At 62.5% G+C, this 24905-nt stretch carries 28 protein-coding genes, 1 tRNA gene and 1 riboswitch; of the genes, 21 read left to right on the top strand and 8 right to left on the bottom strand.

Going from position 1 to position 24905, the window contains the following annotated elements; translation table 11 throughout:
• Window positions 1-296: 296 nt before the first annotated feature.
• Complete coding sequence (locus BUC08_RS15675; protein ID WP_037925780.1) at window positions 297-1172, bottom strand: hypothetical protein; 876 nt, start codon at window positions 1170-1172, stop codon at window positions 297-299.
• A 148-nt stretch (window positions 1173-1320) separates the two neighbouring features.
• Between BUC08_RS15675 and BUC08_RS15670 the strand changes: the two genes are divergently transcribed.
• Window positions 1321-1396 (top strand) — tRNA-Thr (locus BUC08_RS15670).
• 258 nt (window positions 1397-1654) lie between these two features.
• Entirely contained in the window at window positions 1655-2173 is a 519-nt protein-coding gene (locus BUC08_RS15665; RefSeq protein WP_037925782.1) for a hypothetical protein, read from the top strand.
• Between the two features lie 12 nt (window positions 2174-2185).
• Here BUC08_RS15665 and BUC08_RS15660 read toward each other — a convergent pair whose 3' ends face one another.
• On the bottom strand, window positions 2186-2506 hold the full coding sequence (locus BUC08_RS15660; protein ID WP_037925784.1) for a hypothetical protein: 321 nt from the start codon (window positions 2504-2506) through the stop codon (window positions 2186-2188).
• A gap of 152 nt (window positions 2507-2658) precedes the next feature.
• Window positions 2659-2922, bottom strand: a complete 264-nt coding sequence (locus tag BUC08_RS15655) for a DUF2312 domain-containing protein (protein ID WP_028958061.1) — start codon at window positions 2920-2922, stop codon at window positions 2659-2661.
• A gap of 146 nt (window positions 2923-3068) precedes the next feature.
• A riboswitch (cobalamin riboswitch) is annotated at window positions 3069-3271 on the top strand.
• 135 nt (window positions 3272-3406) lie between these two features.
• Between BUC08_RS15655 and BUC08_RS15650 the strand changes: the two genes are divergently transcribed.
• The 15 genes from BUC08_RS15650 to BUC08_RS15580 all read left to right on the top strand — a co-directional run bounded on the left by BUC08_RS15650 (window position 3407) and on the right by BUC08_RS15580 (window position 14087).
• Window positions 3407-5209 carry a TonB-dependent receptor plug domain-containing protein gene (locus tag BUC08_RS15650; protein WP_037925787.1) on the top strand — a complete coding sequence of 601 codons (1803 nt, stop codon included), beginning with the start codon at window positions 3407-3409 and terminating at the stop codon, window positions 5207-5209.
• Complete coding sequence (locus tag BUC08_RS15645) at window positions 5196-6032, top strand: ABC transporter substrate-binding protein (RefSeq protein WP_051694333.1); 837 nt, start codon at window positions 5196-5198, stop codon at window positions 6030-6032. Before BUC08_RS15650 ends, BUC08_RS15645 begins: the two co-directional genes overlap by 14 nt.
• Complete coding sequence (locus tag BUC08_RS15640) at window positions 6029-7009, top strand: FecCD family ABC transporter permease (protein ID WP_037925793.1); 981 nt, start codon at window positions 6029-6031, stop codon at window positions 7007-7009. The genes BUC08_RS15645 and BUC08_RS15640 overlap by 4 nt, the downstream gene beginning before the upstream one ends.
• On the top strand, window positions 7006-7752 hold the full coding sequence (locus BUC08_RS15635) for an ABC transporter ATP-binding protein (protein ID WP_037925796.1): 747 nt from the start codon (window positions 7006-7008) through the stop codon (window positions 7750-7752). The genes BUC08_RS15640 and BUC08_RS15635 overlap by 4 nt, the downstream gene beginning before the upstream one ends.
• Window positions 7749-8408, top strand: a complete 660-nt coding sequence (locus tag BUC08_RS15630; protein ID WP_037925797.1) for an adenosylcobinamide amidohydrolase — start codon at window positions 7749-7751, stop codon at window positions 8406-8408. The genes BUC08_RS15635 and BUC08_RS15630 overlap by 4 nt, the downstream gene beginning before the upstream one ends.
• The gene (locus BUC08_RS15625; protein WP_224769678.1) at window positions 8372-9190 is read left to right on the top strand and encodes a cobalamin-binding protein; all 819 of its coding nucleotides are present in this window, start codon (window positions 8372-8374) and stop codon (window positions 9188-9190) included. The genes BUC08_RS15630 and BUC08_RS15625 overlap by 37 nt, the downstream gene beginning before the upstream one ends.
• Entirely contained in the window at window positions 9187-9822 is a 636-nt protein-coding gene (locus BUC08_RS15620) for a MotA/TolQ/ExbB proton channel family protein (protein WP_037925799.1), read from the top strand. Before BUC08_RS15625 ends, BUC08_RS15620 begins: the two co-directional genes overlap by 4 nt.
• Complete coding sequence (locus BUC08_RS15615) at window positions 9822-10193, top strand: ExbD/TolR family protein (RefSeq protein ID WP_174861658.1); 372 nt, start codon at window positions 9822-9824, stop codon at window positions 10191-10193. The genes BUC08_RS15620 and BUC08_RS15615 overlap by 1 nt, the downstream gene beginning before the upstream one ends.
• Window positions 10194-10195: 2 nt before the next feature.
• Entirely contained in the window at window positions 10196-10576 is a 381-nt protein-coding gene (locus BUC08_RS15610; protein ID WP_037925802.1) for an ExbD/TolR family protein, read from the top strand.
• Complete coding sequence (locus tag BUC08_RS15605; protein ID WP_051694274.1) at window positions 10576-11562, top strand: TonB family protein; 987 nt, start codon at window positions 10576-10578, stop codon at window positions 11560-11562. The genes BUC08_RS15610 and BUC08_RS15605 overlap by 1 nt, the downstream gene beginning before the upstream one ends.
• Before the next feature lie 37 nt (window positions 11563-11599).
• Complete coding sequence (locus tag BUC08_RS15600) at window positions 11600-11842, top strand: hypothetical protein (RefSeq protein ID WP_174861657.1); 243 nt, start codon at window positions 11600-11602, stop codon at window positions 11840-11842.
• A gap of 65 nt (window positions 11843-11907) precedes the next feature.
• Window positions 11908-12774, top strand: coding sequence for an MBL fold metallo-hydrolase (locus BUC08_RS15595; RefSeq protein WP_037925810.1), 867 nt, complete (start codon window positions 11908-11910; stop codon window positions 12772-12774).
• Between the two features lie 16 nt (window positions 12775-12790).
• Entirely contained in the window at window positions 12791-13219 is a 429-nt protein-coding gene (locus BUC08_RS15590) for a YeeE/YedE family protein (RefSeq protein WP_037925814.1), read from the top strand.
• A 1-nt stretch (window position 13220) separates the two neighbouring features.
• On the top strand, window positions 13221-13652 hold the full coding sequence (locus tag BUC08_RS15585; RefSeq protein ID WP_037925817.1) for a DUF6691 family protein: 432 nt from the start codon (window positions 13221-13223) through the stop codon (window positions 13650-13652).
• A 9-nt stretch (window positions 13653-13661) separates the two neighbouring features.
• Window positions 13662-14087, top strand: a complete 426-nt coding sequence (locus BUC08_RS15580; RefSeq protein WP_037925820.1) for a protein tyrosine phosphatase family protein — start codon at window positions 13662-13664, stop codon at window positions 14085-14087.
• Window positions 14088-14118: 31 nt separating this feature from the next.
• Here BUC08_RS15580 and BUC08_RS15575 read toward each other — a convergent pair whose 3' ends face one another.
• From BUC08_RS15575 to BUC08_RS15555, 5 genes are all read right to left on the bottom strand, one after another.
• Window positions 14119-15297, bottom strand: a complete 1179-nt coding sequence (locus BUC08_RS15575; protein ID WP_037925823.1) for a FliM/FliN family flagellar motor switch protein — start codon at window positions 15295-15297, stop codon at window positions 14119-14121.
• 91 nt (window positions 15298-15388) lie between these two features.
• The gene (locus BUC08_RS15570) at window positions 15389-18079 is read right to left on the bottom strand and encodes a sensor histidine kinase (RefSeq protein ID WP_037925827.1); all 2691 of its coding nucleotides are present in this window, start codon (window positions 18077-18079) and stop codon (window positions 15389-15391) included.
• On the bottom strand, window positions 18079-18360 hold the full coding sequence (locus tag BUC08_RS15565) for a hypothetical protein (protein ID WP_037925830.1): 282 nt from the start codon (window positions 18358-18360) through the stop codon (window positions 18079-18081). The genes BUC08_RS15570 and BUC08_RS15565 overlap by 1 nt, the downstream gene beginning before the upstream one ends.
• Window positions 18361-18363: 3 nt before the next feature.
• Entirely contained in the window at window positions 18364-18732 is a 369-nt protein-coding gene (locus BUC08_RS15560) for a response regulator transcription factor (RefSeq protein ID WP_037925833.1), read from the bottom strand.
• Window positions 18733-18849: 117 nt separating this feature from the next.
• Window positions 18850-20142 (bottom strand): helix-turn-helix domain-containing protein, encoded by a 1293-nt coding sequence (locus BUC08_RS15555; protein ID WP_037926335.1) that lies wholly within the window; start codon window positions 20140-20142, stop codon window positions 18850-18852.
• Window positions 20143-20390: 248 nt separating this feature from the next.
• Here BUC08_RS15555 and BUC08_RS15550 point away from each other — a divergent pair, with 248 nt between their 5' ends.
• From BUC08_RS15550 to BUC08_RS15535, 4 genes are all read left to right on the top strand, one after another.
• Entirely contained in the window at window positions 20391-21755 is a 1365-nt protein-coding gene (locus BUC08_RS15550; protein ID WP_037926337.1) for a substrate-binding protein, read from the top strand.
• A 93-nt stretch (window positions 21756-21848) separates the two neighbouring features.
• Window positions 21849-22880 (top strand): branched-chain amino acid ABC transporter permease, encoded by a 1032-nt coding sequence (locus tag BUC08_RS15545; protein WP_037925836.1) that lies wholly within the window; start codon window positions 21849-21851, stop codon window positions 22878-22880.
• A 3-nt stretch (window positions 22881-22883) separates the two neighbouring features.
• Window positions 22884-24125 (top strand): branched-chain amino acid ABC transporter permease, encoded by a 1242-nt coding sequence (locus tag BUC08_RS15540; RefSeq protein ID WP_037925839.1) that lies wholly within the window; start codon window positions 22884-22886, stop codon window positions 24123-24125.
• A gap of 12 nt (window positions 24126-24137) precedes the next feature.
• Entirely contained in the window at window positions 24138-24899 is a 762-nt protein-coding gene (locus BUC08_RS15535) for an ABC transporter ATP-binding protein (RefSeq protein ID WP_037925842.1), read from the top strand.
• Window positions 24900-24905: the final 6 nt, after the last annotated feature.

The following is a 24905-nucleotide window of genomic DNA, read 5'->3' as shown; positions in this document are numbered from 1 at the left end:
CTCGAATCTTGGGAAGGACCGCCCTTGCTGTGCCCTTTATCTGGACGTTAGGCAGACTTGAGATCATCGTCAATGAACGCACCTGCCCTTTGCACAGTCGACATACAAGGACGGCACCTTGGCTGGAGGTTCAGAACTCTCATACACGACTTTGCGGGCTTTCGCGATGGCACGCGCAGAGGGCTCACAGCGGCGCTTCGATGTATTTTCACGAGCGACAGCAACGCCCTGCCCCGGTGATCCCGACTTTAGATCAGTGAAAAGGCGCAAATGTCGGTGCCGTTTGGCATCACGGACTAAGGCGCGATCAGCGTCACACCCGGCATCTTCTGAATGCGCAGCATGTCGTCGTCATAGACCTCGGTCAGCTCGTCTACCAGATCGTCGGTCCAGCCGGGCATGTCCAGCTCTTCCTCGATCTCGTCCTCCAGCGCATACTTGTCCAGGAACGCCGCGATCACCCGACGTTTCTGCATCTCTGTCATCGCCGGATGGGTCTTGAGATAACCCCGGAACCGCTGCATCCCCTCGGGTGACATGATGTCCCCCAGAACGTCAAAACCGCCGATGATCTTTTCGTTATGCTCCAGCCCCGCCAATTCGCGGATGATCTCGGCCCAGATCAGCGGCGTGTCCTCGTTGCACCAGACCGTGATATTGACACGTGGCGCAGCGGCACGCACCTCGGCCAGCATGTCCGACCAGCGCACGTCTGCCGGATCAACCCCGCCCAGAAACTCCTCCACGCTCTCTTGCGGCGACGCACGGAAAACCGCTGGCAGAAAAGCTGCCGGATTGCGCAGAGCCGTGAACATCTCGATCTGGTCATGCGGGAAAAGCTGGCTCAGCTGCTGCATCCGCTCGGCGGCGTTGGGATAAAGCAATCCGCTGCGCACCGAAGCACGAGGTGCCCCGAACACATGGGCATGGCTCAGAATCACCCGGTCTGCATCCTCATCGTCCAGAATCGCATCCAGAAGCACATCCCGCGCGCCCTCGGCAGGTGCCGCATTCTGCATCGCGGCAAAGGTATCACGCATCAACTTGCGGTATCGCGACGGGCCTGGCACGGCCACACCTTTGGCGGCAAAATCTTCCTTGTTGCGCAGCAGGCATTTGACCAGCCGCTCTTCTTCCGTGAAATGTGCGCCTGTATGAAGAACAATCTGCATAATGTGTGTGCCTGATCCTCTGACGCTGCGCCTGTCGGATTGTTATAGCGTTTCTGACGGTCGGGAAAACCACCAAACATTATCTGCATGCCCAAGTGCATTTTCATCTTGCACGCCGTGTAACAGCGCAGTAAACGAGCGCCCGAGTGCCCCTATAGCTCAGCTGGTAGAGCAACTGATTTGTAATCAGTAGGTCCGCGGTTCGAGTCCGTGTGGGGGCACCATTTTTCCTTAAATTTTAGTGATTTGGCGCTCAGCCCGCGTTCTGTGATAGGTGCGCGTGTCATCGGAAGCCTGGCTAAATATGGCCAGTGTTCGAACTGTGCCGCCCGACCTGCTCACACCCCAACCTTGCAGGAGAATCACCAAGTCTCTCATCTCTTGCCAAGGTCACGAAGCCTGCGGGACCGGCGCGTACATTTGGACCTACCCTCGGCGACATTTTAGCTTATTGGGAGAGCAAATCTTATCAAGGACGCTCCATGACAACCTCACAGACCCTGCCGGAACTGGTTTACGCCGCACAGACCGCTGCGAACGCGTCTCAAGACCGGATTTCGGCAATCCTGGAACATGCGCAGGGTCAGCCTCTGTCGAACGCGCAAATCGAAGACGTGAATTCTGAAACTGTCGCAATCGAATTGGCGGCCGTCGATATCTTTACCGTGTTCGAGGCACGCATGCAGCGCCATTTCAAACGCGGCCCGCTGTCACGCAAAGTCGAGGCCCGGTTGTCGGCCGCCGGACATGATGACCTTGCCCACAGGCTTCACCAATACTACCTGGCGATCAATGTCTTGAAGCATGGCACAGGCGCGAGCCATCGTGAGTTGCTGAGCGCCAAGACACCGATGTTTGCCGTGTTACAGGCCGCGGAAGGCCCGGCCAGGGCCGAGGGCGCGCCCTCGGGTTTGATTGATGTCATGACGCCGCGTTTCTTTGACGGGTTGGCGGACACCATTCTTGAAGCATTTCAGTTTCTTGAGAACGGCCAAGGTTAAGCACAGCCGCGCTCAGCCGCAATCCGTCACATTCTCAACCCGCAACCAGCCCGCGATGCCGCTTTGCCAGATGTCGCGTTGTGTGCGGTCGTGGCGCACCCACAGCCAGCTTTCTGACTGCGCCGGAGCCATATCCTGCTGGGGATAAAGAACAATATCTCCCACCGGCACAAGGTAAAGAAGATCCGAACTCTCGTCAGGTTCAGCATGAAGTGGCACGCTTGCCGCGCCCGCAACGGTTGCGACAACCTCACAAGCCTCGGAGGCCAGGGCCGGTGATGACACCCCGGACAGGACGAAAAGCAATGCGGCAAAACGGGTGGTCAGTTGCATGAAAATCCCCACGTGGCCGACAATTGACCACACCCATGAGGCTACGCCGCCCGGTCAAAGGCGGCAAGCGTTCATGAAAAGGGGTGCACCGTCCCGGTATGGACAGGGTGCGGCAGATGCCAAGCACGCAATCGCGCGCCCGGCAGTTTGCGTCAGGACATGCCCAGCGCTTCTTTGTACATTTCCAGAACCGCCTCTTCTTCGGCGATATCGTCAGGCTCGCGCTTGCGCAGGGCGATGACCTTGCGGATCACCTTGGTATCGTAGCCGCGCCCCTTGGCCTCGGCCATCACCTCTTTTTGCTGCTCGGCAAGGTCTTTCTTCTCGGCATCCAGACGCTCGATCCGCTCGATGAACTGGCGCAGTTCGTCGGCGGTCACGCGGTAGCTTTCAAGGTTCGTGGCGGTGTCGGTCATGAGGCGCGTCCTTCGGTCAGGGCTGGTCTGGCAAGACCCAACCGATACCGTCCTGCCCTTCCGCCTGCAAGTCACCTTTGGCGCCATTTGACGCAGGCCCCGCGTGCTGCGTCGCATTCGCGACTTGATCGGCAACGATCCGCAGGCTAAGCCACGCATACTTTGGTTCGGCGGGGTGACTCGTCGTTAAAGGGAACGCGGTTCGGGGCAATACCCCCAAATCCGCGACTGCCCCCGCAACTGTAAGCGGAGAGCGCAGCCGTCACAAGCCACTGGGGAGCAACCCCGGGAAGGCACGGCCCCGCAATGACCCGCAAGTCAGGAGACCTGCCAAAGGGATCACCCGGATACAGGCGCGGGGTGCGTATGTGTCGGCGGCCTGACCGCTTTGGTGGCGTTTCACCGGCGGAAGGCGACTTTGTCTTTCCCAAATCGACGACCAAAGGGCCGGACCCGACCGACCCGTCCGTAAGGGGACAATTTTATGAAACATCTACTTGCTTCGGCATCTGTAGTGGCACTGGCCACCCTGCCCCGCGTGGCCTTGGCGCAGGACGATGCCTTTGACCTGGGCACCATCACCGTATCGGCCAGCCAGACACCTGTTGAGACCAAACGCACCGGCACTGTGGTCGAGGTTGTCGGCCAAGAGGCCATCGAAAACAGCACCAGCATCCGTGTGTCGGACACATTGGACACGTTGCCAGGCATTTCGCTGTCAGGCAATGGCGGCTTGGGCACGTCGTCGGTTCTGCGCATTCGCGGCCTGTCGGGAAAGTACGTGCCGGTTTACATCGACGGTATCGACATGACCGATCCGGCCAGCACGCAGACTCAATACAGCTTTGGTGCATTGACCACTGCAGGCATCGGCAGCATCGAAGTGCTGAAAGGATCGCAATCGGCGATTTATGGATCTGAAGCCATTGGCGGTGTGATCAACATCAGCACCCTGCGCGCGACCGAGATGGGCACACATTACCGCTACAGCGTCGAAGCGGGCAGCTACGACACATATGCCGCAACCTTTGGTGTCACCACCAAGTCGGAACAGGGCGAACTGGCCTTTACCCTTGCGCATGTGGACACCAACGGGTTTTCCGCCGCCGAGGAAGACGCAGGCAACCCCGAGGCCGACGGCTACACCGGTATAACGCTGTTCCTGACGGGGGCTTATCACGCGACCGAGACGGTCAAGTTGGGCTTTGCGCTGAACTATCTGGACAGCGAAACCGATCAGGACGGCTTTCGTGTCGATAATCTGACCGCAGTGGAACTGGCCACGCGTCTGGGCGCACGGGTCTTTGCCGAAATCGAGGGCGGTACAGTCGACCACACCCTTTCGCTGGCCTATTCAAAGACCGAGCGCGAGTATCCCGTTGGCTTCAACCGCTACTTTACTGGTGAACGCACCGAAGTTGGTTATAAGGGTGTGACACAAGTGGGCGCGGTGGATCTGGCCTTTGGCGCCAGCTACACAGAGGAAGAGTTCGCAGTCGATACCATCAATGGCACCTATCGAACCACCTCTATCTTCGGCGAGGCGCAGTACGCAGCCTCCGAGAATGTCGATCTGAGCTTTGCGCTGCGTCACGACGACCACTCTACCTTTGGCGGGTTCACCACGGGCCGTCTGGCCGCAAACTGGCGGATCACAGGGGATACCACTTTGCGCGCCTCCATCGGCACCGGTTTCCGTGCGCCGTCGCTGTATGAACTGTTCCACCCCGTTTATGGCAACCCCACACTTGAGCAAGAAGAAAGCCGCAGCGCCGAGATTGGCGTTGAACACCGCTTTGCCAACGATGCACTGGTCAAGGCCACCGTCTTTTACACCGAGATCGACAATCTGATCGAATTCTCGGGTGGCGGTTATAATCAGGTGCCGGGCACCTCGACCACCGAAGGTCTCGAATTGTCGGGCCGCGTGGCGTTGGGCGCGACCACCGATCTGTTCGGATCGTACACTTACACTGATGCCAAGGATGCAACAGGCAACCAGCTGATCCGCGTGCCTAAACATGACTTTGTCCTTGGGGTAGAAGCCGACCTGACCGACAAGCTGTCAGGTCAGCTGGTGCTGAACCATGTCGCGGGACGCGCCGACGATGGTGGCACTGCAATGCCAGACTACACCGTGGTCAACGCATCAATGTCCTATGATTTCAGCGAGACCACCCAAGGCTATGTGCGGCTGGAGAACCTGACCAACGAGGAATACCAGACCTCGTTCGGTTACGGCACCTCGGACCGCGCGATTTACTTTGGCGTCCGTGCGTCGTTCTGATCTCATAACGTCCCTGGCGGCGCTGCTGGTCAGCGCCGCTGCGGCTTTGGCGGCCCCGCCGCAGCGGGTTGTGTCGATCAACCTGTGCACCGACCAACTGGCGCTGTTGATAGCAGCCCCCGGTCAACTGGTGTCGGTCACGCGCCTGTCCCATGAAGACACGGATTCGGCTTTTTCCGAACAGGCCCGCGCCCTGCCCGCCAACGGCTCCGGTGCCGAAGAGATTTACCTGCTGAAGCCCGATCTGGTGCTGGCGGGCACATTCACATCGATGGCGACCATCTCGATGCTGCGCAATCTTGGCATTGAGGTTGCACAATTTGCCCCAGCCCGTGCCCTGTCGGACGTGCCCGAACGGCTGACGCAAATGGGCGAGGCTCTGGGCCGCGAGGTTGAAGCCAAGGCGCTGATCGATGAATTCAACGCAGAGTTGGCAGAGCTGTCTGCCGCTCCGGCACACCGTCCCCGCGCCGCGCTCACATACGTGAACAACTATTCCTCTGGCCGCCACTCTCTGGCGGGCGATGTGTTGTTCGCCGCGGGTTTCGACAATGTCGCCGAAGAGGTGGGCCTTGGGTCGGTTGGCGTGCTGCCGCTGGAGCAACTGGTGCTGCTGGCCCCCGATGTGATTATCCAAGGGCGCAACTACCCCGGTGCCGCGCGCGCCGAAGACAATCTGGACCACCCTGCGCTGTCATCGCTGAAAGGCACCTATATGGCCGGAGAGCTGACCGACCGCGATTGGGTCTGCGGCACGCCGAACGTGCTGAACGCCGTGCGCAGCATGGTAAATCTGCGCAAACAGGTCGAGGCCCGCAAATGAAGCTGACGGTTCTTCTGACGACCCTGTGCGTGGTCCTGTTCGTGATTTCGCTAGTGACCGGTACCACGCCAGTGTCGGTCTGGCATTCGTTCACCAGCCTGTTCGCCACCGACGACACTCCGATGAGCGTGGTCATGCAGCAAATCCGCCTGCCGCGTGCGCTGTTGGCGGTGATGATCGGCGCGTCGCTGGGTGTGTCTGGGGCGGCGATGCAGGGATACCTGCGCAACCCGCTGGCCGAGCCGGGCCTGATCGGCGTGTCGGCGGCGGCGGGTCTGGGCGCGGTGTTGGCGCTGCAAACCGGACTGGCGGCTGCCTTTGCTTTGGCGTTGCCGCTGTCGGCGCTGCTGGCGGCGCTGATCGCCGTGGCGATGATCCTGACGCTGGCCGGACCGGGGGGTGCGGCGCTGACGCTGATCCTTGCGGGGATCGCGATTTCGGCGCTGGCCTCGGCCTTTACCTCGCTGGTGCTGAACCTGTCGCCGAACCCGTTTGCCGCCGCTGAAATCGTGTTCTGGATGCTGGGATCGCTGGCGGACCGGTCGTTTTCACACGTCTGGCTGGCGCTGCCGTTCATGGTGGTGGGCTGGGTGTTGCTGGGGTCGTTGGGCCGGGGTCTCGATGCGCTGACGCTGGGCGAAGACGCCGCCGCCGCGATGGGCGTGCGCCTGCCCCGGCTGCGTCTGGCGTTGGTCATCGGCACGGCGGCTTGTGTGGGCGCCGGTACGGCTGTTGCAGGCTCCATCGGCTTTGTCGGACTGGTGGTGCCGCATGTGCTGCGCCCCTTTGTCGGCGGGCAGCCGTCGCGGTTGCTGTGGGCCTCGGCGCTTGGCGGGGCGGCGATGGTGCTGGCGGCGGACATTGCTGTGCGCGTGGCCTTGCCCGACCGGGATCTGAAGCTGGGCGTGCTGATGGCGCTGGTCGGTGCGCCGCTGTTCCTGCACCTGATCTACAAGACACGGGGGACGCTGCAATGAGCTTGCTGACCCTGCAAAACCTGTCTGTCAAACGCGGCGCGTGTCCGGTGATCGACAACGTGTCGCTGACCCTGCATCCCGGCGAATGCGTCGGCCTGCTGGGGCCGAACGGGGCCGGCAAAACCACCCTGATGCGCGCGGCCCTTGGGTTGCTGTCGCACGAGGGCACATCATCGCTGGCGCAGATGACCAGCATGGAGCGCGCCCGCGCCTGTGCGTGGCTGCCGCAGGCCCGCGAAATCGCCTGGCCCGTGAGCGTGGAGCGGCTGGTGCGACTGGGCCGCCTGCCCCATTCCGGCACCAAGGCCGAGAATGCTGCCGCCGTCGCCGACGCGCTGGCGCAAATGGGGCTGGAGGCTTACGCCCAGCGCACAGCGACACAGCTGTCGGGCGGCGAACAGGCTCGCGTGCTGATCGCCCGCGCGCTGGCGCAGGATACGCCCATGATGATGGCAGACGAACCGATCGCAGGCCTTGATCCCGCCGCACAGATTGCCACGATGCGGGTGTTTTCCGACCTTGCGGCCTCGGGGCGCACGGTGCTGACCTCTCTGCATGACCTCGGACTGGCCGCGCGGCACTGCACGCGCGTGATCCTGCTGCACCGGGGTGCGATTGTCGCGGACGGTGCCCCGGTGGACGTGATGACGCCCCAGAACCTCGCAGAGGTCTTTGGCATCCTCGCCCATTACGAAATGACCGACCGCGGCCCCGTGTTCCAGACGCTGGACACGCTGACATGACCGTGCCGCTGTCCCTTGACCGCCCGTGGCTGCGCTTTGATCTCGGTGGGCCGCATCAGGTGCTCAGTTGGGCGCTGAACCGGCCCGGTTTCGTGACCGCCAGCGCAATTTCATGGCGCGAGGTGCGCAATGCCGATCTGACACCGGATCTGGACGTGCTGGACTGGCTGACCGGCCAACTGGCAGCGCGTGGAACGCCTGACGACGTCTGTTTTCTGACATCGCGCGACATTCGCGCCGTGACTGAACATACAGCAACCGCAGGCAGCGCAACTGCCCGCGCAGTCGCCACCGTAGGCCTGTCAAACGCCGAGCGCATCGGTACACGGCTGGACCGGTCGGGCAAGGATTGGGGCACGATCAATGTCGCCGTGCAGACAGACGTCGCCTTGACCCAATCCGCCCTGATCGAGATGATGGCGATTGCCACGCAGGCCCGCACCGTGGCCGTGTTGGAAGTGAACCATCACCTGCCCACCGGCAGTGCCACGGGCACCGGCACCGATTGTATCGCGGTCGCTGCGCCTGTGGGCGATACGCCCTTTGCCGGGATGCACACCGACCTTGGCGAAGCGGTTGGCCGTGCCGTCCACACTGCCGTGCTGGAAGGCGCGCAGGAATGGATGCGCACCTCGCGCAGGTCCGAGGTGGTCTGATGGCCTTCCCCCCCGAACGCATCGTCTGCCTGACCGAAGAAACGGTCGAAACGCTGTATCTGCTGGGCCAGTCCGACCGCATCGTCGGTGTCACCGGATACGCCGTCCGGCCCGCGCGCGTGCGCCGCGAAAAGCCGCGCGTGGGGGCGTTTACATCGGCGGATGTGCCCAAGATACTGGAATTGAAGCCCGATCTGGTGCTGACCTTTTCGGACCTGCAGGCTGACATTGCCGCCGATCTGATCCGCGCAGGCATTGCGGTGCACGGGTTCAACCAACGTTCGGTCGCGGGCATACTGGATATGATCCGCTGCTTGGGCGCGCTGACCGGTTGCGCGGCAGCCGCCAAGGCGCTCGCTGACAACTATGCCGCGCGCATTGACACGATCCGCGCCACCCCGCGCCCGTCCCGCCCCCGCGTCTATTTCGAGGAATGGGACGATCCGCCCATTTCCGGCATCCGCTGGGCCTCCGAGTTGATCGAGATCGCGGGCGGCGTCGATGTCTTTGCCCACCTGCAATCCGAACAGGGCGCGCGTGCCCGCATTCTGGATGCGCAGCAGGTGATTGACGCGGCCCCGGATGTTATCATCGCCTCGTGGTGCGGCAAAAAGGTGCGGACCGAACGGATCGCGACCCGCGCGGGCTGGGACGCCATTCCGGCGGTGGCGCAGGGCCGAATCGTCGAGATCAAGTCGCCGCTGATCCTGCAACCGGGGCCTGCGGCCTTGACCGACGGGCTTGACGCCATTCTGACCGCCCTCTGGGGAGAGACACAATGATATTGCCACCCTCGATGATTGCCTTTCTGGAACGCGGCGGCCCTGTGCTTTGGCTGATCGCGGCGCTGTCGGTGCTGACGTTGGCGCTGATCCTGTGGAAGCTGTGGCAACTTGCCCGGCTGGGCGCATGGTCAGGCGCAGCCACGGCGGCGGCGCTGGACGACTGGGCACAAGGCAAGACCGATGAGGCCCGCGCAAAGCTGACCGGTCGCAGGTCCATTCGCGCCCGCATGGCGCTGACCGCGATGACCGCCCGCCACGACCCTGCCCTGACCGAGGCACAGGCGCGCGAGGAAACCACCGCCCATGCCCGCATTGATCTGGCTCACGCCCGCAGCGGCCTGCGCGCGCTTGAACTGATCGCCACCACCGCTCCGTTGCTGGGGCTTCTGGGCACGGTGGTCGGTATGATCGACGCCTTTCAGGCCCTGCAAGAAGCCGGAAGCCGCGCCGATCCCGCAGCCCTGGCCGGTGGCATCTGGGAGGCGCTGCTGACCACAGCCGCAGGCATGGCCGTGGCCATCCCCGCAGGCGTGGCGCTAACATGGTTCGAAAGCATCGCCGCACGGCTGCAAGGCGACATGGAAACCGCCGCGACCCGTGTCTTTACCCGAGGCCCAAAGGCCCCCTGATGTTCAGCTTTGGCCCCATACGGCCCGCCCGCAGGCCCAGCCTCACGCCGATGATCGACGTGGTGTTTCTGCTGCTTGTGTTTTTCATGCTGGCCGCACGTTTTGGCACCGACTTCGCCCTGCCCTTGCAGACAGCGGGCAGCGGGACAGAGTACACCGGTCCGCCACGTCTGGTGGGGATCGAGGCCCATGGCGTCACCCTGAACGGCGTGGCGGTTGATGACCTGCCCACCGCCCTCGCCCCATTGATGTCGGCGCCCGACGATATCGTCCTGCTGCGGGCACGCGGCGGCGCCACGGTACAGGATCTGGTCCGCGCGCTGGACGAATTGCGTGCCGCAGGTCTGACGCAGTTGATCGTGGTGGAATAGCCATGCTGGATTTCTCGCCCGTAACGCCGCCGCGCCGCGCCGCTGAAAACATCGTGCCGATGATCAACGTCGTTTTCCTGCTGCTGATCTTTTTCCTGATGAGCGCCCAGATCGCGCCGCCAGACCCCATCGATGTCACCGTGCCAGACAGCACCTCAGAGGCTGCACCGCTGGACCCCAACGCGCTCTATGTCGGGGCCGATGGCACGTTGGCTTATGCCGGTGTGACGGGCGACGCAGCGCTGGCCGCGCTGTCCGGCCACGTGGGTGTACTGCCTCTGCGTGCCGACGCGGCGCTGCCTGCGGCCAAACTGGTCGCCCTTTTGCCGAAATTGGCGGCAGCAGGGGTCGACGGGGTCGAACTGATCACGGGGGCAAAGTGATGCGCCTGATCGAAGCCGCCGTTTTCCTGTCGCTGGCTGCAGGTGCCCACGTCGGCCTGTGGGCGGCGTTTCCGGCCCCGCAAGGCGCTTCCTCGGCCGGGGATACAGGCGCGGCGGCGGCGACAGTGGCCCCAGCCTCGGCCGCGATGGCCGCCCTGGCCGAGGCGTGGGAGCAGCCCCCCGCGCCCCTCACCGAAATCGCGATGCCACAGACACAAGCGACTGTGGAGGCTGCTCCCATCCGCCCCGTGACCGACGTGCCCGCAGCCACCACGGCCCTGCCACAGGCCCCGCTATTCGACGTGACAGCCCCCGCACTGCCCACGATCCCCGAACCCATGCCCAAAGTGCAGCCGCAAACCGAAGTGGCGCAACCGGCGCAACCTGAAAAGTCGCCTCAGGTCACCCCCACGGCCCGCACCGACGCGCGCCCTGCCCCCGCAGCGCCTGACCGGTTGGCCGCTGTCACGCCAACGCCGGACCTCCCGCAATTTCAGGACACCACCGCCAGAACCTCGAAACGCCCCATGCTGCGTCCGCGCGATCTGTCCCCGCCCGCAAAGGCCAAGCCCGCCGCCAAGCCCAAGCCCGCCGCCACCGCATCGGCCCCACAAGCCAAATCGACCGCAAAGGGCAAGGCTGCCAAATCCGCAACCGCAGGCACCGGGGGCGCGGCGCAAACCCAAAGCCTGTCCACCGCCCGCGCCAACGCCCTGCAAGCACAATGGGGGGCAGCCATCCAGTCCAAGGTACGCCGCAACGCCGCATCCCCACGCGGCGCGGGTGCAGGCCGCACAAAACTGGCACTGTCCATCGCACCTTCAGGCGTGCTGCAATCGGTACGGGTGGTGGCCTCCTCTGGGAATGCGGCACTGGATAAAGCTGCGATTTCCGCCGTCAAACGCGCCCGCCGGTTTGCCCGCGCGCCAAATGGGCTGACCAAGCCCGCCTATACGTTCACCATCGCGCTGGATTTCAACGGCTGACTTGCCCCCCGCGCGCCAATGCAGTAGCGCATCGTCCATGGAACAACAGACCTCATTCCCGATCTTCGACCTGCTCATCTGGGCGGGTGCGGCGATATCGCTTATCGGCCTTGCGGGGCTGGTGTGGTGCATCATCCGCGTGGCCCGTGCCAAGCGGGCGCAACTGGACGACGAGGCCATGCGCGCCGTGTTGCAATCGGTGGTGCCGCTGAACCTGGGCGCGCTGTTTGTTTCGGCCTTTGGTCTGATGCTGGTCGTATTGGGTATTTTCCTCGGCTGAGGCCCGGAGCTTGCAAACCGGCGCTTGGTGTTCATATGTTGAATACACAAACGCTGGAGAGTCCCATGTTTCACCCAGATGTCACAGCTTTTTTCGATCAGGCCACCAACACCGTCAGCTATGTGGTCAAGGACCCTGCGGGCCGCGCCTGTGCGGTGGTCGACTCGGTGCTGGATTTCGACCATGCGGCCGGACGTACATCCACCGCCAGCGCCGACCGGATCATCACACATATCCGCGAACATGACCTTGAATGCCAGTGGATCCTGGAAAGCCATGTGCACGCCGATCACCTGTCGGCGGCGCCCTACATCCAGGAGCGCATCGGCGGCAAGATCGGCATCGGCAAGAACATCACCGTGGTGCAGAACACATTCGGCAAGGTCTTTAACGAAGGCACCGAATTCCAGCGCGACGGATCGCAGTTTGACCAGTTGTTCGCAGATGGCGACAGTTTTCACATCGGACAGATGCGCGGCGATGTGATGCACACGCCGGGGCACACGCCCGCCTGCCTGACTTACGTGATCGGCGATGCGGCCTTTGTGGGCGATACGCTGTTCATGCCCGATTTCGGTACCGCGCGGTGCGACTTTCCGGGTGGGTCGGCCACCGACCTATACGCCTCGATCCAGCGCATTCTGTCGCTGCCCGACCAGACCCGCATTTTCGTGGGCCACGATTACAAGGCACCGGGGCGCGAGGATTTCGCATGGGAAACCACCGTCGCCGAGGAAAAAGCCGCCAACGTCCACATTGGCGGTGGTGTGGGATGCGCCGATTTCGTGCAACTGCGCCAGGACCGCGATGCCACGCTGGGCATGCCCAAGCTGATCCTGCCATCATTGCAGGTGAACATGCGCGCAGGTCACCTGCCACCAGCGGACGACAACGGCGACGTGATGCTGAAAATTCCGGTCAACAAACTTTGAGAGCTAAGGATCTTATATGGAAGTCTCTTGGCTTTGGGGCCTATTCGGCGGGCTGATCATCGGCACCGCAGCATCGATCTTACTGCTTGGCAACGGGCGGATCATGGGCGCGTCCGGCATTCTGGGCGGGCTTCTGGACGGCACCGCACGGCGTGGCTGGGCCGAGGCTGTCGCCTTTGTCGCAGCACTGATCGCGGTGCCTGCGCTGTTTCATTATCTGGGCACGGCCCGCGTCGAAACCCATGCCACCGCCTCGCCGGTGCTGCTGATCGCGGGCGGTCTGGCCGTTGGCTTGGGCACGCGGCTGGCAAACGGCTGCACCTCGGGGCACGGGGTCTGCGGGATCTCGCGGCTGAGTATCCGCGGCATCATCGCCACGCTGATCTACATCGGCGCAGGGGTGGCCACCGTGGCCGGCCTGCGCGCCCTGATGGGAGGCTTGTAGGATGCGGCTGTTCATTGCCATCGTCGCGGGGGGGCTGTTCGGGCTGGGGCTGCATCTGTCCGGGATGACCGACACCAACCGCGTGCAGGGATTTCTGGACATCTTCGGCGCATGGGACCCGACGCTGGCCTTTGTCATGGGCGGCGCGATTGTACCCATGGCGGTGGCATGGCGGCTGACCCTGGGCCGCAAGCCACTGGCCGGCAGCATGTTCCCGCCCCGCCCCTCGACCGAGATCACCCGCAGGCTGGTGATCGGGTCGGTGTTGTTCGGCATTGGCTGGGGGCTGGTTGGTCTGTGCCCCGGGCCTGCGATGGCCTCGCTGGGGTATGGCGGTATCCCGGGAGTGGTGTTTCTGGTGGCGATGATGGTTGGCATGGCGGCAGCACCCCGCGTCAGTCAGATACTGGACAGACGGACGGCATCGGCCTAGACCTGCGCTATGGATATTCGTCAAATCACCCCCGCCTATTTCGTATCGCCGCAGATTGATCCGGCAGACCTGCCCGCCATCGCCGAGGCAGGCTTTACCCGTGTGATCTGCAACCGGCCCGACGCGGAAAACCCGCCCAGCCATCAGGCAGACGCGATGGCCGTCGCGGCGCAAGAGGCGGGGCTGGATTTCAAGGTTTTGCCGCTGACGCATCAGACGATGACCCCCGATAATATCGCGGCGCAAATGGGCTTTGTCGCCGATGCGCCGGGCAAGGTTCTGGCCTATTGCGCCTCGGGCACCCGATGCACGGTGATCTGGGCGCTGGGTCAGGCAGGCACGCAAAGCGTCGATGACATTCTGGAGACCGCCCGCAAGGGTGGCTATGATCTCGAAGGTCTGCGGCCTACGCTGACAGCGATGTCCGGGGCCTGAGAGCAACCTGTCCAGCGATCCAGACGGTCGGTCAGGCCGATTTGATTTCTGGCAGGTCACCCAGATCGGGCAGGTCCGCGAGATCCGGAAGATCGTCAAGCTCTGGCAAGGCGTTCAGGTCCGGCATGTCGTCCATCGGCGGCAACGGCATATCCTCGATCTCCGATGGAAGAGCCACAGGCATGGTGTCCGGCATCTCCATCTGGCCCATGTCGGTCATGTCCGGCACCCCGCCCTGTCCCATGTCAATCCGCGCCACGGCAGGCATTTCAACATCGGGTTGGTCGGACAGCCGGCGTTGGGGCTGCTTGGCATGGGCCGGTTCGCGGTCAATCTTCAACGCGCGCTGACCATCCACCTGTCCCAGCGTCCCCGTTCCCAGACATTTGCCCGACTGCGCCATGATCCGCGTCGCAGGAAAGGTGCCGGGCGGGAGCAGGACCGTGTCACCGGGCGCCAGCCTGGTCAGGTCCGACAGGTTCATCCGCACATGGCACAGTTGCACCATCAGCTCCGCCTCAAGGTGCATCACGACATCGGTCATATTGCGCGGACTACTGTCAGCCTCCCCTTCCTCGTCGCTGCCGTCCAGTCCGCCGCCGTCTGGATCATGTGTTGCCACCAGCGGCAGAAACAGCACCAGATCGCCCTGACGCACGCCCTTGGCCAGGTCCAACGTCAGACGGATCACGCGATACTCTGCATCTTCCAGTGCCATCCCCACCAAACGCGGCTCTTCCGAACGGGCACCAAAGGTAAAACCGCGCAACAGCAACCGATCGGCCTCGTCTTCGACTGCGGCCGATGCCTTGTCGAACAGCGCGTCCAGCAACGGCGCGCACATGGCCGCATCTGTCACCGTCATCGCACGCGGCGCGCCTGCCGATGGCACCACGCGCCCCATCGTCTGTTGCTGGATCACCCCGCCGACCAGCGCCGCGTCGATCATTGCAGCCCCCACACGCCCCTGTGGGCCGTCCAGAAGGACCAACAGGTTGGCCGCATCCATCATGTCGATGCACACCTCCTGGCTGCGGTCCTCGACCAGCAGGCCAATTGCCTGAATCGCCATGTCAAAGACATCCAGTCCCACCTTGGCAATCGACAGGCGCATCGCTTTGGCCACGGTCACCGACCGTGCCTGATGCTGCTGTTGTCCTGCCGCCGTCTTGCGACGCAGAACCGAAGGAGTCGGATCGCTTGCGCTCATGGCACCCCTGCCCTGGATGTGGATTACTCCGTCCTAGCGCAATAATGGTTACCATTGGCTTTAGATGCATGCCGCGCGTAAGGCCTGTCGATTACTGACCTGCCAACACCTGGCGGCGCGGGATCTGCACCACAAAGACGTTTCCAGCCGCCTGTGGGACATGGGTGATGTCGCCACCCAACCGCGCCATGATCTCGCGGCAGATCGCCAGCCCCAGCCCGGCACCGGACCCGTCGCCCTCGGCCACGCGCGCGAATTTTTCAAAGATCAACGCACGCGCAGCGTCGGGGATCGGCGTGCCGTTGTCCCGAAACTCGACCGCCAGCCGCTTCGCATCGGCGTGCACCGAAATCTCCAGATGCGGTGCGGCCGCGCGGCAATATTTCTGGGCGTTGGTGATCAGGTTGATGAACACCTGCCCCAACCGGTCCAGATCGGTGGTCACCATCGTGTCCCCGGCCACGTTATCGCGCGTGACCCGCAGGCGTCCGTCACCGCTGGCCTGTGCCGTGATCACGGCATGGTCCAGGACCGCCTCCAGCGGTCCGGTGGCCGAATTCAGACTGACCTGACCGTTCTCCAGCACGCTGAGGTCCAGCAGATCATCCAGAAGCCGGGTCAGACGGATCGCCTCGACGTGAATGATCGAGGCATATTTCGTCTTCTCGGCAACGCTCAGCCCCTCTGCATCGCGCATGATTTCTGAAAAGGCGCGGATCGAGGTCATCGGCGTGCGCAGCTCGTGGCTGATCTGCCCCAGAAAGGCATCCTTTTGCACCGAAAGCTGCGTCAGCTTTTCATTGGCCTCGCGCAGCTGACCTGCGGTGCGGCTCAACTCGGCGGATTTCGCTTCAAGCTGACTGGAATATTCCAGCATCTGCGCGGATTCGTCCGCCACCGCCAGCAGATCTTCTACCGAAACCGAGGCCGCGCCGACCATCTGGCTGACCATCGCATGTGCGGTGGCGGTGCCCACAGAGGCAGACAGTTCTCGTTCCAACCGCTCCAGAAACGCAGGGGTCGGTTCGGGCAGATGGCCGGTCATCCCCTGTTCGCGCGCTGCCGTGCGAAACAGCGCCTGCGCTTCGGAGGCGCCAAGGATGCGCTGCGCCATGATCATCAGGTCCTCCGAGGCCGCAACCGACGCGTGCCAGCCCCGCGCCTGCCCCGAATGATCAAAGACGTTGACGAATTGCGCGCCTTGCAGCCGCTCCAGTGGTTTGGGGAAGGTCAACAACGACACCACGATGAACACGCACGTGTTCATCAACAGCGACCAGAACACCGCGTGCACGGTCGGGTCCATGCCGTCGATCCCGAAAAACGCATAGGGGCGCAGCCAGTTGATGCCAAAAGGGCCGACCTCGAAGAAGGACGCAGGCAGCACCGCGTCCTGACCAAAGCTGGGCAACAGCGACGCATAGACCCAGATCGCGAACCCCAGGCACAGACCCGACAATGCCCCCAACCGGGTCGCGCCCCGCCAAAAGATGCCGCCCAGCATCGCAGGCAGGAACTGTGCCACGCCTGCGAATGAAATCAGGCCGATGGCCGCCAGTGCGCCGCTGCCGCCGGACAAGACGTAATAGACATAACCCAGCGCGATGATCAGCAGGATCGACAGCCGCCGCGCCAGCAGGATCACGTTGCGCACATCCCCCGACATGCTGGCACCGCCGGACTTGAGGCTGAGGTAGATGGGCATGACCACATGGTTTGACACCATCGTCGACAGCGCCAGCGTGGCCACGATCACCATCGACGTGGCCGAGGAAAATCCACCCAGAAACGACAGCACGGCAAGGCCGGTCTGCCCCTGCGCCAGCGGCACGCTGACCACGAACAGATCCGGGTTCGACCCCGCAGGCAGCAGGTTCAGGCCAACCACGGCGATGGGCACCACGAAAAGGCTCATCAGCAGCAGGTAGACAGGAAAGGCCCAGCTGGCGATCTGCACATGGCGTTCGTCGTCATTTTCAACCACCAAAACCTGAAACATGCGCGGCAGGCACAGGAACGCCGCCGCCGACAGCACGGTCAGCGCGGCCCAGCGGCTGCGGTCCAGCTCCCATGTGCCCAGCGCGCTGGCGTCGATGCGTTCCATCATCGGGCCGATGCCGCCCGCAATGCCCCAGACCACAAAAATGCCCACGGCCAATAGCGCGACCAGTTTGACCACCGCTTCGACGGCAATGGCGATGACCACGCCGTCGTGACGTTCGTTGGCATTCAGGTTGCGGGTGCCGAACAGGACGGTAAAGACGGCCAGCCCTCCGGCAACCCAGAATCCCGCAGAAAGTGGGTTCAACCCGTTCAGTCCCTCGGCGTCCGGCGGTCCCGAGAAGATTGACAAGGCCAGCGTCACGGATTGCAGTTGAAGCGCGATGTAGGGCGTCACGCCGACCACGGCCATAAGCGTGACGATGATGGCGAGCGTGTTCGACTTGCCATAGCGGGCCGAGATCAGGTCAGCGACCGAAGTCACCCGTTGGCTGCGCCCGATGCGCACCAGCTTGCGCAAGACCCACCACCAGCCGATCATCACAAGCGACGGTCCAAGGTAGATGGTCACGTATTCCATCCCCGAGCGCGCGGCATAGCCAACAGCTCCGTAGAAGGTCCAGGCGGTGCAATAAATCGACAGCGACAGCGTGTAGACCAGCGGCGTGCGCAACCAGCCGCTGCGCCCGCGCACGGCGGCACGCTCGGCGGCAAAGGCCACGGCAAAGAGAAATGCCACATAGACCAGACTGACGCCGACCAGCAGGTTCAGCGACGCCATCAGGGATCACCCGCCGGTGGCTCCGTTCCCTCGTCCACCTTGCGTTTCAATCCGCGCCAAAGCCCGAAACTGAGCCCGATCAGCAGGCACCAGACGCCAAAGACATAATAGATGGCCGCGGACATTGTGACGTGCCCGGTCTCGTCCCGCGTCGGCCACAGCACCGGCACCATCCACAGCAGCATCCCCAGCACCGGCAACAACCGTTGCGCGTCCTGCAAACGGCGGCGGCGATAGCTGCGCCGTTCCAGGAACACCGGAGAGGACGGCCCGCGCGCCATCGCCTAGGCCCGCACCAGATCGCGCACGGCGTTCAACACTTCGGCGTTCGAGAACGGCTTGGTCATGAACCGGTTGACCCCTGCCCGTTCCGCCAGATCACGGTCGCGCGACTGGCCCCGTGCGGTCAACATCAGCACCGGCAGGCCCGCGAAATCGGGCAAGGCGCGCAGTTCGGTCAAAATCTCGATGCCGCTTTTGCCCGGCAGCATATAGTCCAGCACCACCAGATCGGGCCGCGCATCGCGGATCGCCGAAACGGCAGTGGCCCCATCCGAATGTGTGCCCACCTTCCAGCCGTCGCGCGTCAGCAAAAAGCGCATGGCCTCGATGATATTCACTTCGTCTTCGACCAGCAGTACGTGCTTGTCCATTGGTGTCCATTCCTCCCCGAACGGCCCCCGTCGCACTTTTGTGCCACGTCGCCGCGCGGCAGTGCTGCGCGCGGCGCTCCTTTTATTCACAGACTATTGATCGAAAAGCATGGCCTGTCAAAAGCCTGCGCTCAGGATAGACGGTTCGCGCCGGCCTGCGCAGGCCTCGCGCGGGCAGATACGGCAGGTGGCACCCACCGGGCGGCCAGCGTTCTGGCCGTGATCCGGGGCGTTGACCGGCAGGATCAGCATGGTCGCATGCACAAGGGGCGGTGCATTATACTGGGCAGGCCCCACAGGCTCGGCCACGGCAAAGCAGTCAAAGGATGCCACGTTGCGGCCCTGCTGCTGAACCCGTTCGCGCAGCACCTGCCCCGGGTGCTGCAAGACCTGAAACAGCGGCCAAAGCGGGCAACAGGCCCCGAACCGCGGGATCGAGAAACCTTCGACCGGACGCCGGAACACCAGGCTGCCCGCACGGTCACAGACAACCAGCCCGCGCGGTGTGCCCGGTTGGGCTGCCAGCCTTCGCAGAATGCGCGCCACCGACACGCCGAATTCCTGCGCCAGCGCCACCGGATCAATGCCGATGTGTTTGATCGCCTCGGACAGCACCGCACGGCTGACCGCACGGGCGTCAGCCTCGATCTGACCCAGAACCTGTCGCGCCAGATGCTGTGCCGCGACCGACACCAGTTGCGGGGCCCGGGCCAGCACGGCGTCAACCGTTTGCGTGCCGGCCTCCAGCCCCTCAAAGTTGTGCCCATGCGCTTCGAGAAAGACATCGACCTCTTCCTGCGGCGAGACATGGGCCGTCTCCTGGGGGTTCGCATCCAGGTAGGTCACGAGGGCCTTGGCACTGTCTGCCAGACGACGGCTGTCCTGATCAATATTGGCGTGAAACCGTGCCTGCCAGTCGGGCGAAATGCTGGTGTCATCGGCCAGAATCGACGCGGTCGACCGGATCGCGGCAGCAGTCGACAGAACCTCGTGCATCGAGGTGGCCAGTTGCGGATCATGGGTCAGCCGGTCGCTGAGGGTTTCTACCGTGCGTTCCAACGAAAGCACACGGCGGTGCGCCCCGGCCAGCACTTCGGCCCAGCCGGGAAAGCGGCCTGCGAACTCCTCGACCCGCTCAACCTCGGCCACGCCCAGCCCCCCATCATTGGCCGCCTCGCGCAGCGCCGCGATCAATGCGGCCTCGGCCCCTTCGGTCAGCGCCGACGGCTCGACGCCCAGCACATGTGCGATGTTCAAGAGCAGTTTGCCGCCGATTCTGCGGCGATTGTGCTCGATCAGGTTGAGATAGCTGGCCGAGATTCCGGCCTGTTGCGCCAGATCAGCCTGTTTCAGACCTGCAATCACCCGCCGCTCGCGGATGCGACTGCCGGTCAACGAGTCCCTGTTCATCATCCGCCCCCATCTCTTTGTTGCGCCTTATCAAGGGCTTTCTGCAACGCGACATAAGAATCTTTACATCGTGTTAATGATTTCTGTTCATTTGTTTACAAAATAATCGTGAATTTCAAGGGGGTTATTGCGAAGTTTTCCAAAAGCAGGCGATAACATATTTGCACAGCGCATCAACAGGCGTGGTGCATGCGCTGCGTGCGGACGGAGGAGTCGGCGGGGCGCAATTCAACAACTGGGAGGATTTCATGTCCAATTCGAACTTTACACGTCGCGGCGTGCTCAAGACCGGCACAATCGCCGGGGCGGGCCTTGCGCTGCCGACGTATCTGAGTGCGGCCAGCCACGCAGGCTTTACCAACGCGCCGACCGGCGACACGGTCACGCTGGGCTTTAACGTGCCCCAATCCGGCCCCTATGCCGATGAAGGCGCGGACGAACTGCGTGCATTCGAGCTGGCCGTAGAACACCTGAACGGTGAAGGCGACGGCGGGATGCTCAGCACTTTCTCGTCCAAGGTTCTGGACGGCACGGGTATCCTGGGCAAGAAGGTCAACTTTGTCACTGGCGACACACAAACCAAATCGGACGCTGCGCGCGCATCGGCCAAGTCGATGATCGAAAAAGACGGCGCGATCATGATCTCGGGCGGCTCGTCCTCTGGCGTGGCTGTGGCTGTGCAAGGTCTGTGCCAGGAAGCTGGCGTGATCTTCATGGCGGGTCTGACCCACTCGAACGACACCACCGGCAAAGACAAGAAAGCCAACGGTTTCCGCCACTTCTTTAACGCGTATATGTCCGCCGCTGCCCTCGCCCCCGTGCTTGAGCAGCTTTATGGCACGGATCGCCGCGCTTATCACCTGACGGCCGACTATACATGGGGCTGGACGCAGGAAGAATCGATTGCAGCCGCGACCGAGGCTTTGGGCTGGGACACAGTCGAAAAAGTGCGCACGCCGCTCGCCGCAACCGACTTCTCGTCCTATATCGCGCCGGTCCTGAACTCGGGTGCCGATGTTCTGGTTCTGAACCACTACGGCGGGAACATGGTCAACTCGCTGACCAACGCCGTTCAGTTCGGCCTGCGTGAAAAGCAAGCCAACGGCAAGAACTTTGAAATCGTCGTGCCGCTCTATTCCGAGCTGATGGCCAAGGGTGCAGGCAAGAACATCGCCGGCATCGTGGGTTCGCAAAACTGGGACTGGAAGCTGGAGAACGAAAAAGGCGACCGCTACACGGGCACCAACGCTTTCGTCAAATCCTTCGGCGAAAAATACGGCTTCCCGCCCAGCCAGGCGGCCCAGACCTGCTATGCGCAGACGCTGCTGTATGCTGACGCGGTCACCCGTGCCGGTTCGTTCAACCCCTGCGCCGTTGTCGAAGCCCTGGAAGGCTTTGAGTTCGACGGATTGGGCAACGGCCCGACCCTGTACCGTGCCGGCGACCACCAGTGCTTTAAGGACGTCGTTGTCGTGCGCGGCAAGGAAAACCCCGAGAACGAATTCGATCTCGTGGAAATCGTCGAAGTCACACCGACCGAGCAGGTTACCTATCCCGTCGACCACCCGATGTTCTCGGGCGGCGCACTGGGATCGTGCAACCCCGGCGCCTAAGACCGCTCAACGCGCGGGGCGGGCAACCGCCTGCCCCGCGTCACCCTGCCCCGCAAGAGGGCAGTTTTCCTGTATAATCAAACGAGTGGGACGATGGATCAGATAATCCTTCAATTTCTCAACGGTTTGGACAAGGGCTCTGCTTATGCATTGATCGCCCTGGGCCTGACCCTGATCTTTGGCACGCTGGGTGTGGTCAACTTTGCCCACGGGGCGCTGTTCATGATCGGTGCCTTTTGCGCCGTCACCCTGCAACGTATCCTGACCCTGTCCACCATCGTCGAGGACCCGACAAAGACCGATTTCCTGGGAAATCCTGCCAAGATCAGCACGCCCTATGTCGAAAGCTGGTTCGGCCCCGAGGTCGGGGCGACCCTGATCGACTGGTCGGTGCCGCTGGCGATACTCTTTGCCATTCCGATCATGGTCGCCATCGGTTTCATCATGGAACGCGGCCTGATCAAACATTTCTACAAACGCCCCCATGCCGACCAGATCCTTGTCACCTTTGGTCTGGCCATCGTGCTGCAAGAGGTGATCAAGGCGTTTTACGGGGCCAACCCGATCCCCACAGGTGCGCCCGAGGCGTTTCGCGGGTCGTTCGATTTCGGGGTGCTGATCGGATTTGATCCCAATGCGATCATCTACCCCTACTGGCGCATGGTCTATTTTGCCTTTGCTGCCGTCATCATCGGTGCGGTTTTTGCATTCCTGCAATTCACCACCTTCGGCATGGTGGTGCGTGCAGGCATGGCCGACCGCGAAACCGTGGGCCTTTTGGGCATCAACATCGACCGCCGCTTTACCATCATGTTCGGCATAGCCGCCGCCGTGGCAGGGCTCGCGGGGGTCATGTACGCGCCCATCAACTCGCCCAATTATCACATGGGCATGGATTTCCTTGTGCTCAGCTTTGTCGTGGTTGTCGTCGGCGGCATGGGGTCGCTGCCCGGTGCCGTGCTGGCCGGTTTCCTGCTGGGCATCCTCGAAGCCTTTGCCTCGATGAACGAGGTCAAGGCAATCGTGCCCGGTATCGACCAGATCATCATCTATGTTGTGGCGATCATCATCATTCTCGCCCGCCCCCGTGGCCTGATGGGCCGTCGTGGCGTGATGGAGGAGTAAGACATGCTTGGACTGACCAAAAAAGACTTTACCCTGTTCATGGTGGTTCTGGCGATGGTGGCCTTGGCCCCCTTCATCCTGAACCCCTTCCCTCAGGGCTCCAGCCTCGCGCAGATGTTCAACGCAGGCTACCCCGACCTGATGCAACGCTTTGTGATCTTTGGCATTCTGGTGATCGGGTTCAACATCCTGTTCGGCTTGACCGGCTATCTCAGCTTCGGCCACGCGGCGTTTCTGGGTGTCGGCTCTTATTCAGCGGTGTGGATGTTCAAGCTGTTGGGCATGAACGTGATCCCCGGCATACTGTTGTCGATGGTGGTGGCGGGCATCTTTGCGCTGGCCATCGGATACGTCAGCCTGCGCCGGTCGGGCATCTATTTCTCGATCCTGACGCTGGCCTTTGCACAGATGTCGTACAACCTGGCCTATTCGGTGCTGGGAAACCCCACGTCGAACTTCAACCTGACCAATGGTGAAACCGGGCTGCAACTGCTGCTGACCGATCCGCGCGTGCTGGGCCAGTCGACCACTGCGGACGGATCGCTGCCGGTGACCAACTTTTTTGGCATCGCCATGCGCGACAGCTACGAACTGCGGTTGGGCGACTGGCTGTTCACCTTCAACGCCGGCTACTACCTGTGCGGCATCATCATGCTGATCTCTTTCTATATCTCGATCCGCATCTTCCGCTCGCCCTTTGGGATGATGCTGCGGGCGGTGAAGTCGAACCAGCAGCGGATGAACTACACCGGGCTGAACACCAAGCCCTACACGCTGGCAGCCTTTGTCATTTCTGGTATCTATGCTGGTCTGGCCGGCGGATTGCTGTCGTCGATGGACCCGCTGGCGGGTGCCGAACGGATGCACTGGACCGCCTCGGGCGAGATCGTGATCATGGCGATCCTGGGCGGTGTCGGCACATTGATCGGACCGATCCTGGGAGCAGGGTTCAACGAGTATTTCAAGAACATCCTGAGCAAGATCAACGACGGGGTGCTGCATCAATGGCTGGGCTTCCTGCCTGACGGCGTCGAGGATTTCCTGGTCACCATCATTCACCCCTTCGTGGGCAAGGGCTGGCACCTGACGCTGGGACTGTTGTTCATGGTCGTCATCATCTTCCTGCCCGGCGGGCTGGTCGAGGGCGGCAAACGTCTGGGACGCATGATCTTTGGCAACCCCAAACGTTCGACCGCCGAGGCCGAAGCCGACGCTGCCGAACAACGCAACACTGCTGCCGAATAAAGGAGAGAAACAATGGGTATTCTCGAAGTCAAAAATGTCGGCAAGCGCTTTGGCGGGTTGCAGGCGCTGGGGGACGTGAACCTGAGCATCGCGGAAAACAGCGTTCACGCCATCATCGGCCCCAACGGCGCAGGCAAGTCGACGCTGCTGAACTGCCTGGTGGGCAAGCTGATCCCCGACACCGGGTCCGTATTGTTTGACGGGCAATCCGTGCTGGGGCGCAAACCCTATGAAATCAACCAGATGGGCATCAGCCGCGTGTTCCAGACACCCGAGATCTTTGGCGATCTGACGGTGATGGAAAATATGATGATCCCCTGCTTTGCCAAGCGCGACGGATCATTCGGGCTGAATGCGATGACCAACATGCTGAACGACCGCGATATCGTGAACCGCGCCGAACATATGCTGGAAGAGATGAACATGGTCGACAAACGCCATATGCATTCCGCTTCCCTGTCGCGTGGTGACAAGCGACGGTTGGAGATCGGGATGTGCCTGTCTCAGGAACCCCGTCTGCTTTTGCTGGATGAACCCACCGCCGGCATGGCGCGGGCCGACACGAACAACACCATCGACCTGCTGAAACAGATCAAGGACGAGCGCGACATCACCATCGCGATCATCGAACACGACATGCACGTGGTGTTCTCTCTGGCCGAGCGGATCACCGTGCTGGCGCAGGGCACACCGCTGGTCGAAGACACACCCGACAACATCAAGGGGCACCCCAAGGTGCGCGAAGCCTACCTTGGCGAAACCCAGGCAGCATAAGGACGG

This window comes from Pseudosulfitobacter pseudonitzschiae (genome assembly GCF_900129395.1).
In the GTDB taxonomy this organism is placed as follows: Bacteria; Pseudomonadota; Alphaproteobacteria; order Rhodobacterales; family Rhodobacteraceae; genus Pseudosulfitobacter; species Pseudosulfitobacter pseudonitzschiae.
Note: the sequence above shows the minus strand (reverse complement) of the source record. Positions and strands in the feature narration are given on the sequence as shown.

Coding starts and splice junctions, on each gene's coding strand:
- BUC08_RS15605 (WP_051694274.1), top strand. CDS start 10,576: ATGCGCCTGATCGAAGCCGCCGTTTTCCTGTCGCTGGCTGCAGGTGCC.
- BUC08_RS15545 (WP_037925836.1), top strand. CDS start 21,849: ATGGATCAGATAATCCTTCAATTTCTCAACGGTTTGGACAAGGGCTCT.
- BUC08_RS15675 (WP_037925780.1), bottom strand. CDS start 1,172: ATGCAGATTGTTCTTCATACAGGCGCACATTTCACGGAAGAAGAGCGG.
- BUC08_RS15600 (WP_174861657.1), top strand. CDS start 11,600: ATGGAACAACAGACCTCATTCCCGATCTTCGACCTGCTCATCTGGGCG.
- BUC08_RS15555 (WP_037926335.1), bottom strand. CDS start 20,142: ATGAACAGGGACTCGTTGACCGGCAGTCGCATCCGCGAGCGGCGGGTG.
- BUC08_RS15625 (WP_224769678.1), top strand. CDS start 8,372: ATGGATGCGCACCTCGCGCAGGTCCGAGGTGGTCTGATGGCCTTCCCC.
- BUC08_RS15665 (WP_037925782.1), top strand. CDS start 1,655: ATGACAACCTCACAGACCCTGCCGGAACTGGTTTACGCCGCACAGACC.
- BUC08_RS15560 (WP_037925833.1), bottom strand. CDS start 18,732: ATGGACAAGCACGTACTGCTGGTCGAAGACGAAGTGAATATCATCGAG.
- BUC08_RS15630 (WP_037925797.1), top strand. CDS start 7,749: ATGACCGTGCCGCTGTCCCTTGACCGCCCGTGGCTGCGCTTTGATCTC.
- BUC08_RS15595 (WP_037925810.1), top strand. CDS start 11,908: ATGTTTCACCCAGATGTCACAGCTTTTTTCGATCAGGCCACCAACACC.
- BUC08_RS15580 (WP_037925820.1), top strand. CDS start 13,662: ATGGATATTCGTCAAATCACCCCCGCCTATTTCGTATCGCCGCAGATT.
- BUC08_RS15655 (WP_028958061.1), bottom strand. CDS start 2,922: ATGACCGACACCGCCACGAACCTTGAAAGCTACCGCGTGACCGCCGAC.
- BUC08_RS15585 (WP_037925817.1), top strand. CDS start 13,221: ATGCGGCTGTTCATTGCCATCGTCGCGGGGGGGCTGTTCGGGCTGGGG.
- BUC08_RS15620 (WP_037925799.1), top strand. CDS start 9,187: ATGATATTGCCACCCTCGATGATTGCCTTTCTGGAACGCGGCGGCCCT.
- BUC08_RS15660 (WP_037925784.1), bottom strand. CDS start 2,506: ATGCAACTGACCACCCGTTTTGCCGCATTGCTTTTCGTCCTGTCCGGG.
- BUC08_RS15575 (WP_037925823.1), bottom strand. CDS start 15,297: ATGAGCGCAAGCGATCCGACTCCTTCGGTTCTGCGTCGCAAGACGGCG.
- BUC08_RS15550 (WP_037926337.1), top strand. CDS start 20,391: ATGTCCAATTCGAACTTTACACGTCGCGGCGTGCTCAAGACCGGCACA.
- BUC08_RS15590 (WP_037925814.1), top strand. CDS start 12,791: ATGGAAGTCTCTTGGCTTTGGGGCCTATTCGGCGGGCTGATCATCGGC.
- BUC08_RS15650 (WP_037925787.1), top strand. CDS start 3,407: ATGAAACATCTACTTGCTTCGGCATCTGTAGTGGCACTGGCCACCCTG.
- BUC08_RS15610 (WP_037925802.1), top strand. CDS start 10,196: ATGCTGGATTTCTCGCCCGTAACGCCGCCGCGCCGCGCCGCTGAAAAC.
- BUC08_RS15640 (WP_037925793.1), top strand. CDS start 6,029: ATGAAGCTGACGGTTCTTCTGACGACCCTGTGCGTGGTCCTGTTCGTG.
- BUC08_RS15540 (WP_037925839.1), top strand. CDS start 22,884: ATGCTTGGACTGACCAAAAAAGACTTTACCCTGTTCATGGTGGTTCTG.
- BUC08_RS15565 (WP_037925830.1), bottom strand. CDS start 18,360: ATGGCGCGCGGGCCGTCCTCTCCGGTGTTCCTGGAACGGCGCAGCTAT.
- BUC08_RS15570 (WP_037925827.1), bottom strand. CDS start 18,079: ATGGCGTCGCTGAACCTGCTGGTCGGCGTCAGTCTGGTCTATGTGGCA.
- BUC08_RS15635 (WP_037925796.1), top strand. CDS start 7,006: ATGAGCTTGCTGACCCTGCAAAACCTGTCTGTCAAACGCGGCGCGTGT.
- BUC08_RS15535 (WP_037925842.1), top strand. CDS start 24,138: ATGGGTATTCTCGAAGTCAAAAATGTCGGCAAGCGCTTTGGCGGGTTG.
- BUC08_RS15615 (WP_174861658.1), top strand. CDS start 9,822: ATGTTCAGCTTTGGCCCCATACGGCCCGCCCGCAGGCCCAGCCTCACG.